Source organism: Alphaproteobacteria bacterium, assembly GCA_040905865.1.
Taxonomy (GTDB): Bacteria; Pseudomonadota; Alphaproteobacteria; order UBA8366.
In genome coordinates, this window is record JBBDQU010000074.1 from 159,907 (window position 1) to 174,868 (window position 14,962).

Annotated in this window: 13 protein-coding genes and 1 tRNA gene; 4 read left to right on the forward strand and 10 right to left on the reverse strand. The window is 62.9% G+C overall.

Annotated elements, in window-relative coordinates:
- Positions 1-25 precede the first annotated feature (25 nt).
- Both WD767_17330 and WD767_17335 read left to right on the forward strand, forming a co-directional pair.
- The gene (locus tag WD767_17330) at positions 26-2,164 is read left to right on the forward strand and encodes a DEAD/DEAH box helicase (protein ID MEX2617855.1); all 2,139 of its coding nucleotides are present in this window, start codon (positions 26-28) and stop codon (positions 2,162-2,164) included.
- A gap of 35 nt (positions 2,165-2,199) precedes the next feature.
- Positions 2,200-2,898, forward strand: a complete 699-nt coding sequence (locus tag WD767_17335; GenBank protein MEX2617856.1) for an alpha/beta fold hydrolase — start codon at positions 2,200-2,202, stop codon at positions 2,896-2,898.
- A gap of 13 nt (positions 2,899-2,911) precedes the next feature.
- Here the strand turns inward: WD767_17335 and WD767_17340 are convergent, their stop codons facing one another.
- The 4 genes from WD767_17340 to WD767_17355 all read right to left on the reverse strand — a co-directional run bounded on the left by WD767_17340 (position 2,912) and on the right by WD767_17355 (position 4,948).
- A complete protein-coding gene (locus WD767_17340; protein ID MEX2617857.1) occupies positions 2,912-3,322 on the reverse strand; it encodes a DUF350 domain-containing protein in 411 nt (136 codons plus the stop codon).
- 121 nt (positions 3,323-3,443) lie between these two features.
- A tRNA-Glu gene (locus tag WD767_17345) sits at positions 3,444-3,519 on the reverse strand.
- A 65-nt stretch (positions 3,520-3,584) separates the two neighbouring features.
- Entirely contained in the window at positions 3,585-4,637 is a 1,053-nt protein-coding gene (locus tag WD767_17350; GenBank protein ID MEX2617858.1) for a beta-eliminating lyase-related protein, read from the reverse strand.
- A complete protein-coding gene (locus WD767_17355; GenBank protein ID MEX2617859.1) occupies positions 4,634-4,948 on the reverse strand; it encodes a hypothetical protein in 315 nt (104 codons plus the stop codon). The genes WD767_17350 and WD767_17355 overlap by 4 nt, the downstream gene beginning before the upstream one ends.
- 55 nt (positions 4,949-5,003) lie before the next feature.
- Here WD767_17355 and WD767_17360 point away from each other — a divergent pair, with 55 nt between their 5' ends.
- Both WD767_17360 and rpoH read left to right on the forward strand, forming a co-directional pair.
- Entirely contained in the window at positions 5,004-5,987 is a 984-nt protein-coding gene (locus WD767_17360; GenBank protein ID MEX2617860.1) for an RluA family pseudouridine synthase, read from the forward strand.
- A gap of 129 nt (positions 5,988-6,116) precedes the next feature.
- Complete coding sequence (rpoH, locus tag WD767_17365; protein MEX2617861.1) at positions 6,117-7,019, forward strand: RNA polymerase sigma factor RpoH; 903 nt, start codon at positions 6,117-6,119, stop codon at positions 7,017-7,019.
- Between the two features lie 69 nt (positions 7,020-7,088).
- On the opposite strand, the gene WD767_17370 is transcribed toward rpoH, so the two are convergent.
- The 6 genes from WD767_17370 to serA form a co-directional block, all read right to left on the reverse strand.
- On the reverse strand, positions 7,089-7,643 hold the full coding sequence (locus tag WD767_17370) for a hypothetical protein (protein MEX2617862.1): 555 nt from the start codon (positions 7,641-7,643) through the stop codon (positions 7,089-7,091).
- Between the two features lies 1 nt (position 7,644).
- Positions 7,645-9,648 (reverse strand): hypothetical protein, encoded by a 2,004-nt coding sequence (locus WD767_17375; GenBank protein MEX2617863.1) that lies wholly within the window; start codon positions 9,646-9,648, stop codon positions 7,645-7,647.
- Positions 9,649-9,824: 176 nt separating this feature from the next.
- A complete protein-coding gene (locus WD767_17380; protein MEX2617864.1) occupies positions 9,825-11,117 on the reverse strand; it encodes an adenylosuccinate synthase in 1,293 nt (430 codons plus the stop codon).
- Positions 11,114-12,280, reverse strand: coding sequence for an ATP phosphoribosyltransferase regulatory subunit (locus tag WD767_17385; GenBank protein MEX2617865.1), 1,167 nt, complete (start codon positions 12,278-12,280; stop codon positions 11,114-11,116). Before WD767_17385 ends, WD767_17380 begins: the two co-directional genes overlap by 4 nt.
- A 107-nt stretch (positions 12,281-12,387) precedes the next feature.
- Positions 12,388-13,392: a VCBS repeat-containing protein gene (locus WD767_17390; GenBank protein MEX2617866.1), complete on the reverse strand. Its 1,005-nt coding sequence runs from the start codon at positions 13,390-13,392 to the stop codon at positions 12,388-12,390.
- A complete protein-coding gene (gene serA / locus WD767_17395; GenBank protein ID MEX2617867.1) occupies positions 13,382-14,959 on the reverse strand; it encodes a phosphoglycerate dehydrogenase in 1,578 nt (525 codons plus the stop codon). The genes WD767_17390 and serA overlap by 11 nt, the downstream gene beginning before the upstream one ends.
- Positions 14,960-14,962 lie beyond the last annotated feature (3 nt).

Here is a 14,962-nt window from a genome sequence, read left to right on the forward strand (position 1 = left end):
CCGTCCCGCAACCGGAAGAAAACACATGACTATACCCGAAGGTGTCGTTCCGGCACTGCGCGAAGCATTGCAGAAACGCGAATACACCGAACTGACCCCGGTGCAGGAAGCGGTCCTGGCCCCCGAACTGACCGATGCCGACCTGCTGGTTTCCGCCCAGACCGGATCCGGCAAGACCGTCGCGTTCGGCCTGTCGCTGGCGCCGACCCTGCTGAGCGGCGCGGAGCGCTTCCCCCGGGCCGATGCGCCGCTCGCGCTGGTCGTCGCCCCGACGCGGGAGCTGGCGCTGCAGGTCAAGCGCGAACTGGAATGGCTCTACCAGGAAACCGGCGCGGCCATCGCATCCTGTGTCGGCGGCATGGATATGCGCACCGAACGCAACAACCTGAATCGCGGCGCCCATATCGTGGTCGGTACGCCGGGGCGGTTGCGCGACCATATCGAGCGCGGTTCACTGAATACAAAGTCGTTCCGGGCCATCGTACTGGACGAGGCCGACGAAATGCTCGATCTGGGCTTTCGCGACGATCTGGAATACATCCTCGATTCCGCGCCTGCCGAGCGGCGCACCCTGATGTTTTCCGCCACCGTGCCGCGCGCCATCGCGACCCTGGCCAAGCGCTACCAGCGCGACGCCGTGCGCGTCTCCACCAAAGCGGAGCGCGAACAGCATGTGGATATCGAATACCGCGCCCTTGCCGTTGCCCCCAATGACCGCGAAAACGCCATCATCAACCTGCTGCGCTATTACGAAGCGCAGAGCGCGCTCGTCTTCTGCGCCACCCGCGCCACCGTCAACCACATGGCCAGTCGCTTCACCAACCGGGGCTTCTCAGTCGTCTCGCTGTCCGGCGAATTGAGCCAGAACGAGCGCAGCCACGCACTTCAGGCCATGCGCGACGGCCGGGCCCGGGTCTGTATCGCCACCGACGTGGCCGCGCGCGGAATCGACCTGCCGAACCTGGAACTGGTGATCCACGCCGATATTCCCCGGAACAGCGAGACCCTGCTGCATCGCAGCGGGCGGACGGGCCGCGCCGGGCGCAAGGGCGTCTGCGCGATCATCGTGCCCTATAATACGCGGTCGCGCGCGGAGCGACTCTTGCGGGGCGCCGGGGTAAAGGCCGACTGGGGCAAGCCGCCATCGGTCGACGATATCATGAAACGCGATGACGAGCGCATCCTCGCCGATCCGGCGCTGAACGAACCCGTCCGGGAAGACGAGCAGGCTTTCATTGCGACGCTGCTGGCGCAGCACAGCCCGGAACAGGTCGCGGCCGCCTTCACCCGGCTGTACCGGGCCAACCGCTCCGCGCCGGAAGAACTGCTGGATTCCGCACCGATGCCACAGCAGTCGCGGGAGCGGCCGCACGGCCGGGATCGAGATCAGGGCCGGAGCCGGGAACGCAGCGCCCCCGCCAGCGCCGGATTCAGCGACGGCGTCTGGTTCTCGCTGTCGGTCGGCAGGAAACATACCGCCGAAGCGCGCTGGCTGCTACCGATGCTGTGCCGCGCCGGACATGTCACCAAGGACGAAATCGGGGCGATCCGGGTGCAGTACGAGGAAACCTACGTGGAACTGGCGCCCGATTGCATCGACCGCTTCCTCCAGGCGGTCGGCCCCGGCGGCAAGGTGGAGCGAACCGTTTCCGTAACCCGCCTGCCCGGCAAGCCCGACCTGAACAGTCCGGACGGGCCGCCCGCCGGGCGCGGCGACACGCGCCGGGACACGCGTCGCGAAGCGGTTCCTGACCGGCGGCCCGCCGCGCGGCCGGACCGGCATACGAACCGGACACCGGCGCCAGAGGCAACCCTCGCGCCGCGCAGCACCGCGCCAGCCATTCCCGAACCGCGGCCAGCCGCGCCCGTCGAAGGCCCGCACACCGCGCCAACGGCGGAAAAACCCTATACGCCGCGCAAGCCCCGGAACGATGCCGCACCAGCGGCAGACAAACCCGGCACGCCCCGGAAACCCCGGGACAAGGCGTCGCCGGCAGCGACGAAACCCGCCACGGGGCGGAAGCCCTGGGACAAGGGGCCGGCTAAAAACAGGGGCAAGAAATACCACAAGCCGGTAAAGCCCCGCACCGTCACCTTCAACAAGGGCGTCGCACAGGACCAGGAAGCGGCCAGACCCGGCTGCGGCCCGATGAAACGGAAATAACCGGGCGGAACATCGGGAGGGAACCGGCGGCGGGCATGGCAACGTCATCGCGCATGAATCAGCAGCCGGCAACAGCGAGCGACAGGGTTGTCCTGCTGCACGGGATCGGCCATTCGCGGCATAATATGTATTTCACCGCGCGGGCGCTGCGGCGGGAAGGCTTCACCGTGACCGCCATCTCCTACCCGTCCCTGCGCCACAATATCGCCGCGCTTGCCGGTTTTCTGGAACAGCGGCTGGGTGACCTGGAAATCTGGAAGCAGCCCGGTCGGGTGCATTTCGTCACGCATTCGATGGGCGGCCTTCTGCTGCGCCACTACCTCGACACCCGAAGGGATCGGATTCCGGCAGGCAGGCTGGGCCGTGTCGTCATGTTGGGTCCGCCCCATGGCGGCAGCGAATTCGCCGATTTCCTGCGGAACTTCCCGCCCTATAAATGGATTTACGGCCCGGCGGGCCAGGAACTGACCACCGCGGCGCGGGCGCTGGACGGAACGGAGCCGTATTACGAGCTTGGCATCGTCGCCGGCACAAGCGGCTGGCCCTGTGTCATCGCCAACCGGCTGATCCCCGCCCCGCATGACGGCCGTGTCGCGGTGGCGCGCACAAGGCTGCCGGGCATGAAAGACCATATCACCCTGCCCGCCACGCATACGCTGATGGCCTGGCAACCCGCCGTTCACCGGCAGATCGTCCATTTCCTGCAAGAGGGCGTGTTTCTGCGCGGCCGATAGAGTGGCGTACCGGTCAGGTGGTCATGGCGGCGGCGTTCAGCAGGCCGCCGGCAAGCGACGTCGCGCCGAGCCACAGGCCGCTGGCGCTGTCTCCTTTTTCGATCCGCTCGGAAATACCGGGAATGGGCAGGCGGACGACGAAAAAGATTACCACCTGAATGACCAGGGCGATCACGCCCCAAAGGACGCAATCCACCAGCGCGACCGAATGGGCCATCGCGCTGGCCAGCGGCAGGCAGAAGCCGACAAGGCTCCCGCCAAAGGCCAGCGCCGCCGCCTGGTTGCCATCGCGAATCAATGCGATTTCGGAATGCGGCGTCACCCACGTGTAGATGAAGACATATACCAGGGTCATGACCGCCCCGGTTGCGAAATAGGCCAGAAACCACGGCAACCCTGCCAGCGATGCGCCAATGACTTCCATACGACCCCGCCCCCTGCTCTATATTTCCGCATGCTACGGGATGCTATCACACCCGGCCATCGACCAGAAGCTGCAAAAAAGTTGCAAGGTTGCAAAGCGCTCGGCTAAGCCATTGAAAAAATGGCGTCCCCAAGGGGATTCGAACCCCTGTTACCGCCGTGAGAGGGCAGCGTCCTAGGCCACTAGACGATGGGGACATGGCCGGACGCCCCTTCTAGCAACGGCCACGCAAAGCCGCAACTGTTTTGGCGCGACGACCCGGCTAGCCCGCGCCCGCATGGCGGCGCGCGCTGGCGATGAAGGCGTCGACGGCGTCCACCGGGGTATCGAAGGCGGTGACGAGGCGCACGCATTCGGGCCCGCCGGCGGGCCAGGGATAAAACGCGAAGCCATCCGCCGCGAGGCCCTCGCGGATTTCAACCGGCAGGCTGATGAAGAGTTCGTTCGCTTCCACCGGATGGACGAAGCGGGCCGCCGCGATACCGCGCAACCCTGCCGCCAGGCGCGCGGCCATCGCGTTGGCATGGCGCGCATTGGCCAGCCACAGGCCGCCTTCCAGATAGGCGTCGAACTGCGCCGAAACGAAGCGCATTTTCGACACCAGATGCCCCGCGCGCTTGCGGCGGAACCGGAACCCCGCGGCATCGTCGCGGCGGAAGAACAGCACGGCCTCGGCGGCGAGGGCGCCATTCTTGGTCGCGCCGAAGGACAGCACATCCACCCCGGCGCGCCAGCTGACCGCCGCCGGGGCGCAGCCCAGCGTCGCCAGCGCGTTGGCGAAGCGGGCGCCGTCCACATGCAGGCCCAGCCCGTGCCTGCGGCAGACTTCCGCAATCGCGGCGGTTTCGTCCGGGCGGTAAACGGTGCCGGCCTCGCTCGCCTGGGTCAGGCTGACCGCCGCCGGCTGCGCATGGTGTTCGACGCCGGCCCAGCCCTGGTCCAGCGCAATCTCCAGTGCACCGGGATCCAGCTTGCCATCCGGCCCGCCCACGGTCACCAGCTTCGCGCCGCCGGTGAAAAACTCCGGGCCGTTGCATTCGTCCACATTGACGTGACTGTCCGGATGGCAATAGATCGCGCCGTAAGGCGGGCAGAGCGCCGCCAGCGCGAGCGAATTCGCCGCCGTGCCCGTGGCGACAAAGCAGACCGTCAGATCGGTGTCGAAGATTTCCGCCAGCCGCTTTTCAACCTTCCGCGACAGCGGGTCCGCGCCGTAGGGCATCATCGCCCCCGCCCGGCCGGCCCTGCTCAGCGCGTCCAGGATTTCCGGGGACGCGCCGGCGGTATTGTCGCTGCAGAAGTTCCAGCCGGTCACGGTGCGGGGACCAGCCGCACCGTTCCCAGGGCGGCGCCGCCGGCCAGGTCGAAGACCCGGATCTCCTCGCCGCCTCCGGCCAGTTGCACCCGGACGACGATCCGGCCCTCCGCGACCTCGACACCGGCAATCGATGCGCCGGCCGGCAGGTATGATTCCGTGACGCCGAAGCCCTGGCCCGCGATTGGCGGATACCCGGAAACCGCATCCTCCGCCGGATCGGGCCTGGTCATCAGGCCGTAGACGAGAAAACCCATGGCAATAAAAATCAGGATCGCCATGAAAACGACAAGGGCTTGCAGCAGGCGCATGCTATGAGTTCCGCTTCATTGCTGGAAACAGGATAAACGGGCGGGTCACTGGACGATGACGCAAGAATCGCTGTCCCATACGGTTTCCGAAAACGACGCCGGCGACCGGCTCGACCGGCTGCTGGCCCGCGCCTTTCCGGCGTTGTCACGAACAAGGCTGAAAGTCCTGATCGAATCCGGCGCGGTACGGTCCGGCGCGCGGACGATAACGGAGGCCTCCTACCGGGTCAAACCGGGCGAAACGCTGATAACAACCGTACCCGAAATCACGCCGACACATATCGCCGCACAGGCCATATCCCTCGATATCCGCTACGAGGATGACGACCTGCTGATCGTTGACAAGCCGGCCGGAATGGTCGTCCATCCCGCCCCCGGCAACCCGGACCGCACGCTGGTCAATGCGCTGCTAGCGCATTGCGGCGACAGCCTGTCCGGCATTGGCGGCATCCGGCGGCCGGGGATTGTGCACCGGATCGACAAGGACACCAGCGGCCTTCTGGTTGTTGCCAAAAACGACGCGGCGCATGCCGGATTGGCGGCACAGTTCGAGGCGCATTCGATCGACCGCGAGTATATCGCCGTCGTCTGGGGCAGACCGGCATCGCCAACCGGAACGGTCGAGGGCAATATCGGCCGAAACCCGGGGAACCGCAAGAAAATGGCGGTTGTGCGCCCCGGCAACGGCAAGCCCGCGATTACCCGTTATACGGTGGACAGATGGCTGGGGCTGAACGCCTGCGTGCTGCGCTGCCGGCTTGAAACCGGACGCACCCACCAAATCCGGGTCCATTGCGCCCATATCGGCCATTCCGTGATCGGCGATCCGCTATATGGCGGCCGCAATCCCGGCCGGCGATCGCGCCTGTCACCGGAACACGCCACCATCGTCCGCCGTTTCGACCGGCAGGCATTACACGCACACGTGATCGGCTTCGATCACCCCCTCAGCGGCCGAAAAATCCGCGTGGTTTCCGAATTACCGCCGGATATCATAGGGTTAATAGAAACCCTGAACGACAAAAGCGCTCCACAATAATACATAAAGTTTGTGGAAAACCCTTGAAGCCGGACAAGAAAGAGATAAATATGCATCTATATCTTGCTTCATGCCTCCCGACCTCATCGCAGGCACTCGCATGGAGCGACTACACAGGAGTACAGTTATATGGCCACCCTCCCTACCCTGGCGATTAGCCCCGAAGGGAACCTGCAGCGCTACCTCGAAAGCATCCGGGCGTTCCCGATGTTGACGCAGGACGAGGAGTACATGCTGGCAAAGTCCTATCAGGACCATGACGATGTCGAAGCGGCGCACAAGATGGTGACCAGTCACTTACGGCTCGTTGCGAAGATTGCAATGGGTTACCGCGGCTATGGCCTGCCCATGAACGAGCTCATTTCTGAAGGCAATATCGGACTGATGCAGGCGGTGAAGCGGTTCGACCCCGAACGCGGCTTTCGGCTGGCGACCTATGCGATGTGGTGGATCCGGGCATCAATCCAGGAATACATCCTGCATTCCTGGTCGCTGGTGAAGATCGGCACCACGGCGTCCCAGAAGAAGCTCTTTTTCAACCTGCGCAAGCTGAAAGGCCGGTTGCAGGCCATCAACGACGGCGACATGACGCCGGAAGTCGTGAAGAAGATTTCCGAGGAACTGAACGTTCCCGAGATCGATGTCGTATCGATGAATCAGCGCATGGCAGGCGGCGATCATTCGCTGAACGCACCCCTGCGGGCCGATAGCGACGGCGAATGGATGGACTGGCTGGAAGACGATACCGACAATCAGGAAACCGTTGTCGCCGAAACGCAGGAAATGGACAAGCGCCGCGATCTGCTTCAGAACGCGCTGGAAACCCTGAACGATCGGGAACGCTTCATCCTCAATGAACGGCGCCTCAAGGACGAGCCATCGACCCTTGAGGAACTGAGCCAAGTTTATAATATCAGCCGCGAACGCGTCCGCCAGATCGAAGTCCGCGCTTTCGAAAAACTGCAGAAAGCAATCCGCAATGCGGCGGTCGAGCAGCAACTCGCGATGGGCAGTCTCGCCGGGGCCAAGTAAAGGGCGCCAATGAATTTGGCGGCGATCAGTCAGGATTGATGCGCCGCACCTTTTACCGCGTGCATTGGTCTACTCTGCCTTGGCCGGTGGCGGAGGTTTTTCGGCGTCATCCTGCTTTTCGGCCTCTGTATCGTCTTCCAGTTCCATCCCCATATCGCCATACCGGACATTTCGTCCCCAGGTCTCCACCAGTTCTTTCTGCCGCGCCTTGTACCGCGTTTCCTTCATCTCGAAGGAAACGGTCAGGTAGGATGCGACGACGGGCGGCGTCAGGTAGAGGATAATCCAGCCAACCGCCGCCGCCGAATACATCACTAGCAGCGAAAACGGGTTCGATATGATTTCGATCAGCCGGCTGAAATCCCAGAACCCGCTGTTTTTCCAAAGATCCAGCGTATACATCAGACAGCCCGCAAAATTGAGATAGCCAACCGTCCGCGACGTGTATTTCAGAGGATGCCGGTCCAGCAGCAACAGGGCGACGATGGTCGGCGCCATGCCAACCATCAACAGAATCACCGTCGACGGCGCCAGCACGAATATCGCGGGCGCGATGACCCAGGCGAGCGCCGCGCCCTTCGCTTTTGCGCCGCCGGCGACGCCATTCCCGGGTTTCCTAGCCATCCTATGACGCCATTATAAATGTAAACAGGACAATGACCAGCAGCGAAACCGTCGTCAGCACCCCGGATATGACCGACGACACCTGGCCGCCAAGTTCACGGGCGATCGCCATCCGGTTGCGTTTGTCTGAATCCAGTTGCTCCAATCGTCTGGCGATGTCGCGGTATTCATGTGAGGCCCTTTCGAACCGGCGGTTATCGTCATCCAGAACCTGACTGTTGTCCGCGATCGCCAGCAGTTCCGACAGGCGTCCGGTCGCGCCCGCTTCCCGCATCGCACCGGAAATCCGTTCCCGCGTTTCGCGATTGTGGTAGCGCTTTATCGTCGGCGCCAGCATTTTAACGGCGAGTTGCCCCAGATTGGTATAGGGCTTGATCCGCGTATCGCGCTCCTGGATCTGGGACAGCAGACGGATACTGGCGAGTATCGGCAGGTTGGGGTCCGCCTGGTTGTCCAGGTCGCGCATTTCGGAGCCCCGCAGGCCGCTGAAATGCGTTGCGATATACGCCGCAAGATGCCTGTCGATGAGATAACGCACATCGTCCTGGTTGGCGGCCAGCCAATCGAGTGCCGGCAGGACGCTATTGATATCAAGGATATAGTATGCATCGACAAGGGGTGACTGACAGGCCAATCTCGGGTTGAGATCGTAAATGACCCGTTCGATACCCTCGCCGGAAGCCGTCCGCGCCATGACTTCGCGCGCCCGCTTCAGGTCGCGATACAGTGTCAACAGATCAATCCGTGGCCTCGGCTGGTTGTCTTCCCAGAATTCGATAAGTTCATATTGCAGAATCGCGGCGAAGGCGTTCCGGGTTTCGCCGCTCTCGCTGTAAAGCGCCATCATGTTGGGAATACCGTCGATAATGGCGCTGAAATCGCGATACCGGATCGGCGCGGCCGGATCCAGTGCGATACAGCAGCGGCCGATCAGGTTATCGTCCGTCGCCATTGCTTCGGGAACATCTTTCGCCTCATTGAACGCGTTCACAACCGTGTCGTCACCCAGGGCGCGGCGAAGCCAGGTGTCCACCGACCCGTCACGGATAATATTGATCGATTTATTCCAGTTGCTGACCATGGTGTGGGCCAGTTCACGGCAGGTAAAATGTTCCTTGTTCATAAATGAATACGAACGGGCGGCGCGGCTCTGCATCGATTGCTGAACCGGGCTGCCCCGGTGTCCGTTCGACCACATGCCGACATCGTCAACCGTCCAGCGTTCGTCCGGGTCGTCCGTCAGCAATCCGCGCAGGGCCTCCATCATCGTCAGGGAAATCCGCGACGACTGGGTCAGCGCGCCATAGGACCCCATGCTGAGCTTGGCGTTCAGGATTTCCTGATCCGACATGCCCCTGCAGGGACTGTGACCGATCATCAGCGCCAGGATCGTAACGCCCAGTTCGTACATGTCGTCGGCGGAACCGCCCATTCCCCGGCCCGCCGGATTGGCCATGCAGGCTTCGATGGGTTCATAGACGAAGGACTGCGCCATCGCCGGCGGCGATGAGATGCAGTCGCCAAGAATGAGCCTGCTTCCCCTGGCGCCGCCGAAATACAGGTTGTTGGGGCGGATAGCCCGGTGGGTAATGTCGAATTCGCGAAATTCGCGCAAAACCTGATTGGCCGGCTCGGCGAAGAACTTGATGATCTCCTCTTCGCGCATCGGCTCGAAATCATCATCCAGCGACGCTGCGACGCGCCCTCCCGCGGGCGGTTCGTAAATGAGAACCGGGCAACGCCGGCCTTCCGGCGGCCAGTCCACCACGCCCCAGTCCAGCAACGCCATCAGATAGGGGATTTCGACCTTGCTCAACGAATTGATCATGTCCAGCCGGACCGGTAGCTTCGGATCGCAGACCAGCGCCATCAACTCACGGCTCGCATCGCGAAGATGCCGTACCTTGAACGCCATGGCAGGCGGATTGTCATATGTGCTTAGCGGTTCATCGACGGCGATTTCATATCGGTCCCGCAGACTGACCCGCTTCGGATTTTTCGCCATACCAGCAATTCCCAGCCATTACCGCCGCGTTGATGCGGCCACGCGGTTGGCAGGAAATATATACATCAAATGGTTAACGGAAGCCTTCGGGCCTGCGAAACTCGTTCGCGGCAACCGCGGGAAGAACTTTCATCCCTGTAAGGAAATAACGTGAATTCAATAGCCTTGCACCCGATTCAGGACGCAAAGGGATCCCGTACCATGATTGTATCGTCGCGTTCAGGACTGGTCGATAACAGCGTCACGGGAGCCTCGATAAGCTCTTCGATTCGCCGGATATACTTTATCGCCGTTGCGGGCAGGTCGGCCCAGGAACGGGCGCCTTCGGTGCTGTCCGCCCAGCCCTCCATCAATTCATAGACCGGTTCAGCCACAGCCTGCTTCGCCATGGAAGACGGCAGGTGGTCGAAAACCTTCCCGTCTATCCGGTAGCCGGTACAGATTCCAATTTCCTTGAGCCCGTCCAGCACATCCAGCTTGGTCAGCGCGATACCATCGATTCCACCGACCTTGATGGCCTGCCGCACCAGGACCGCATCAAACCAGCCGCAGCGTCGGCGCCGGCCCGTTACGGTCCCGAATTCATGCCCCCGCTCGCCCAGCAGGTTCCCGATTTCGTTCTTGAGTTCGGTCGGGAACGGCCCCGCGCCGACCCTGGTCGTATAGGCCTTGGTAATTCCAAGAACATATCCCAGTCCGCGTGGCGTGAACCCCGCGCCGGCGGCGGCCTGCCCCGCTACCGTATTGGAGGAGGTAACATAGGGAAACGTGCCGTGGTCGATGTCCAGCATGATGCCCTGGGCGCCCTCAAACAGGATGCGCTGACCGGCCTTGTTCGCCGCGTCAAGCACGCGCCACGCCGTCCCGACATAGGGCAGGATTTTCGGCGCGATCGCCAGCAACTCGCCCAGCAGGTCATCCGCATCGATTTCCGGTTCGCCGAAGCCCCGCAAAATCGCATTGTGGTGAAACAGCAGATGACGCAGCTTTTCCGCCAACACGTCACTGTCGGCCAGATCGCAGACACGGATCGCGCGCCGACCGACCTTGTCCTCGTAGGCTGGTCCGATACCGCGGCCGGTCGTTCCGATCTGCGCATTGCCGCGGGCCGCTTCACGCGCATGATCCAGATTGCGATGCAACGGCAGGATCAGCGCAGCATTCTCCGCGACCATCAGCTTTTCGGGGCCAATCGCCACTCCGGCGACACGGATCCTGTCGATCTCATCCAGCAGCGCCCATGGATCGACCACAACGCCATTGCCGATGATCGACAGCTTGCCATCCCGGACAACGCCGGAGGGCAGCAGGCTAAGCTTGTAGGTCTTGCCGTCGATAACCAGCGTATGACCGGCATTATGGCCGCCCTGGAATCGCACGACCACATCGGCGCGCTCCGAAAGCCAGTCGACGATCTTGCCTTTACCCTCGTCGCCCCACTGCGATCCCACGACCACGACATTCGTCATTTCCCGTCCAATCCTTCGTCTGATTCGAGGACGACTACGCGGCCGTCAATGAAAATTTCCGTGCAACCCAGTCGCCGGGCTTCCCGTTCCGGTTCCACAACCGGCGCCAGGCCGGCAACCGCGACCCGCCCGTTTCCGCGCAGCGACGCCGCATCCCCGGGCGAGGTCCCGAAAGGCAGAAATACGCGGCCCGCCGCTTCGGGCGCGGCGACAGCGCGCAGAACGCTGTCGAGAAACAGGGTAAAGCCGGTCGCCGGCTCGCTAGCCGCACCTGCCCGGTAACGACCGCCGCTACCGATTTCCCCGCGAACGCCGCGCGCAAACAGCGTAAAGCTCAATCCCGTATGATATTCGAAGCCCCGGTGCTCAACAGGATCGACTGTCAGCATGACATCCGGCATCGCCTTCGATACCAGTTCGATTACGGCGCCAAGCCGGTCCCGCTCGATGATTGCGACGGGCAGCAGGTCCAGGGCATCCAGCGCCGCCATCGCCTCGACAGCCGGTCCGGACGCATTCAGCAGCGCGGCAAACAGGACGGATGCCGGCCCGCCAACGGCTTCGACTTCCGCGATATCCTTGCGGTCGAGCGCTGCCCGAAGCCGCTGCGCCACGGCCGGCGCAAGGTTCAGGGCACCGCACAGGGATGGCACCAGGGTCGGCAGGTTGATATCGACGGAAACGTCACGGACCCCCACGCCCTGCAGGGCCGCCGCGGCCAGGCTGATGGTTTCCGCATCCGCGGTCGGCTCCGCCGATCCGATGAGTTCCGCACCCGCCTGCAGGAATTCCCGTTCGGGACGAAGCTGGCTGCCCCGCACCCGCAGCACCTGGCCGGAATACGCCAGTCGCAGCGGCCGCGGCGCACGCGCCAGGCGGGTCGTCGCGATGCGGGCGACCTGTTGCGTCATATCGGCACGGACCCCCATCATGCGCTGGCTGACGGGATCCATCAGGCGAAACGTGGCATTCGCGATACGCTGCGCCGCGCCGGCCAGCAGCGTGTCCTCAAATTCGACCAATGGCGGCGAAACGCGCATATATCCATAACGCGTGAAGGCCTCGACAAGGCGGTTTGCGATATCGGCCTCATGCGCTGCATCCGGCGGTAGTCCGTCCCGCAATCCGTCGGGCAGCAAGGCGTCCCTGCCTGCTTCGATCATGGCGTCCGATGTCCGAAATTCATTCCTGTCTGGCGGGTGCCTACCTAGCGGTTTTGGCACCCCGGGGCAAGCGATGACTGGTGCAATTTTACCGAAGTCGACCGGCGCTATCGCCTGATGACGGTGACCGCGCCGTTGGCGAGACCGTATACGATTTCCGGTGTGCCGTTGCGATCGATATCTGCCATGACGATCGAGGTTGCGATCGGGCTGTCATGGGCAATCGACTGCACTTCGCGCGCCGAGCCGCCGGCAAAGGAAATGGCTACCAGCCTGCGGCGGTCGAGCGACGGAATGATGATGTCAGCAAGGCCATCGGCATCGACATCCGCCACGGCATGCATGGCCAGAACCGTAGAGCCGATAAAATGATTGGCATATCCGTGTATCGACGCGACCGGCTCCAGAATACGCCCTATTCGCCGGAACAGGGTCAGCGTTCCGGACAGGTGCGGCGTCACAACCGATGCGATTTCGGTTTTTCCATCGCCATCGAAATCAGCCGCGCCGACAGGATTCTGCCAGCGATGCGACTGCCCGATGGGCCGGGACTCCGCCACCGGCTGTATGGCGCCCCCGACAACACCGAAAAGCGCCAGCGCCGCGCCGGCGTGAGGATATGATCGGACCACAAGTATCGTTTCCACGCCATCGACATTGACGATCCGTGGCTCAAGGTCCTCGAAAACGGATTCGTCGGGGAGCCGGTATGTCGCCTCGCGCCCGTTCGCAAACGCAACCTGCAATGCGGTCGCTTCGATTGGGTCGCCCAGGACGCCATGGCGGTAACGGTTTGTCGGGCCGGTCAGCCAGGTTCCGGCCACCGCGCCGTGCCCCGACGCGACACGGCCCTGCGGAATGATGTTGGCGGGGACTGTCTCATTCGATGTTTTCAGCGGCGACACCAGAAACAGCCCGCGTGGCAGGGATAATCTGAAACGCCGGTCGCCGGTGTGCAGGATGACGCGGTCCTTTCCAGACGACAGCGTGATATCCCTCAGGTCGTCAATATGCGTCGCCGTTTCCGCCTTCCAGCCCGTCTCCTGCGCCGCTGCCGTGGCGGCAATCGCGGCAAACAGCAGGATCGCCGGAATTGCGGATTTAGAATGCAAGCTGCTTGACCTGGAAGATATTCGGCAGCCTGGACACCGCATCCACGACCGCCGCGTCAAGCGGCTGGTCGATCTGCAACAGCGCTATGGCGTCATTACCCTGGCTGGCGCGGCCCAGATGGAATGTCGCGATGTTCACCCCGGCATCGCCTAGTGTCCTGCCCAGATTGCCGATGACGCCGGGCGTGTCCTTGTTGGTGATATACAGCATATATGGCGACATCTCGGCCTCGATATCGATGCCTTTGATGTTGACGATCCGCGCCCGCGAACCGCTGAACAGGGTGCCGGTGACGCTGCGCTCCTGCCGTTCGGTCGTTACGGTGATGCGAATCATCGTCTCGTAATCGCCGTGCTGCTCGTCCTTCGATTCCGTGACGCGGATATTGCGTTCGCGGGCAATCGACGGGGCGCTGACCATGTTGACGGCATCCAGCATGGGCCGTAGCAGGCCCGTCAGCGCCGCCGCCATCAGGGGGCGGGTATTGAGCGTCGCCACATGGCCCCGAAATTCAATTGTTACCGCCGAAATTCCCGTTTCAGTGAGTTGCCCCGCGAAGCTGCCGAGATGTTCCGCGAGCGCCATATAGGGGCGCAGCCGCGGCGCTTCATCGGCGGTCACCGACGGCATGTTGATGGCGTTGGTCACGGCGCCCGTCAGCAGGTAGTCGGACATCTGCTCCGCCACCTGGATGGCGACGTTTTCCTGCGCCTCGGTTGTTGCCGCGCCGAGATGGGGCGTGCAGACCACATTATCGCGGCCGAACAGGATGTTTTCCCTCGCCGGTTCCTTGACGAACACGTCGAATCCGGCGCCGGCGACATGGCCGGAATCAAGCGCCGCCGCAAGGTCTTCCTCGACCACCAGCCCGCCGCGGGCGCAGTTGATGATGTAGACGCCCTTCTTTGTTTTGGCGAGCGCCCCGGCGTCGATGATGCCGCGGGTGCTGTCGGTCAGCGGCGCGTGCAGGGTGATGAAGTCCGACCGGGCAAGCAGGTCGTCCAGTTCGAGTTTTTCGATGGACAGGTCGGCCGCGCGTTCCGGCGTCAGGTAGGGATCATAGGCGACGACCCGCATATGCAGCCCGCGCGCCCGGTCCGCGACAATGGAGCCGATATTGCCGCAGCCGATCAGCCCCAGCGTCTTGCCCGTCAATTCGGCGCCCATGAAGCGGGATTTCTCCCACTTGCCCGCCTGGGTCGAGGCATTTGCCGCGGTAATCTGGCGTGCCAGGGCAAACATCATGCCGATTGCGTGCTCGGCTGTCGTCGTCGCGTTGCCGAAGGGCGTGTTCATGACGACGACGCCTTTCTGCGTCGCCTGCGGCACATCGATATTGTCGACGCCAATTCCTGCCCTGCCGACAACTTTCAGCTTCGCCGCGGCATCAAGAACAGCCGCCGTTACTTTCGTGGCTGACCGGACGGCAAGTCCGTCAAATTCACCGATACATGCGATCAATTCGTCCGGCGACATGCCGACCTTAACGTCGACGTCGATCCCGTTCTTCTTGAATACCGCCTCGGCGTTGGCGCTAAGCTCATCCGCAATCAAAACTCTGGTCATTTT

Coding starts and splice junctions, on each gene's coding strand:
- WD767_17355 (MEX2617859.1), bottom strand. CDS start 4,948: ATGCGCCTGCTGCAAGCCCTTGTCGTTTTCATGGCGATCCTGATTTTT.
- serA (MEX2617867.1), bottom strand. CDS start 14,959: ATGACCAGAGTTTTGATTGCGGATGAGCTTAGCGCCAACGCCGAGGCG.
- WD767_17330 (MEX2617855.1), top strand. CDS start 26: ATGACTATACCCGAAGGTGTCGTTCCGGCACTGCGCGAAGCATTGCAG.
- WD767_17380 (MEX2617864.1), bottom strand. CDS start 11,117: ATGACGAATGTCGTGGTCGTGGGATCGCAGTGGGGCGACGAGGGTAAA.
- WD767_17335 (MEX2617856.1), top strand. CDS start 2,200: ATGGCAACGTCATCGCGCATGAATCAGCAGCCGGCAACAGCGAGCGAC.
- WD767_17375 (MEX2617863.1), bottom strand. CDS start 9,648: ATGGCGAAAAATCCGAAGCGGGTCAGTCTGCGGGACCGATATGAAATC.
- rpoH (MEX2617861.1), top strand. CDS start 6,117: ATGGCCACCCTCCCTACCCTGGCGATTAGCCCCGAAGGGAACCTGCAG.
- WD767_17360 (MEX2617860.1), top strand. CDS start 5,004: ATGACGCAAGAATCGCTGTCCCATACGGTTTCCGAAAACGACGCCGGC.
- WD767_17370 (MEX2617862.1), bottom strand. CDS start 7,643: ATGGCTAGGAAACCCGGGAATGGCGTCGCCGGCGGCGCAAAAGCGAAG.
- WD767_17385 (MEX2617865.1), bottom strand. CDS start 12,280: ATGATCGAAGCAGGCAGGGACGCCTTGCTGCCCGACGGATTGCGGGAC.
- WD767_17340 (MEX2617857.1), bottom strand. CDS start 3,322: ATGGAAGTCATTGGCGCATCGCTGGCAGGGTTGCCGTGGTTTCTGGCC.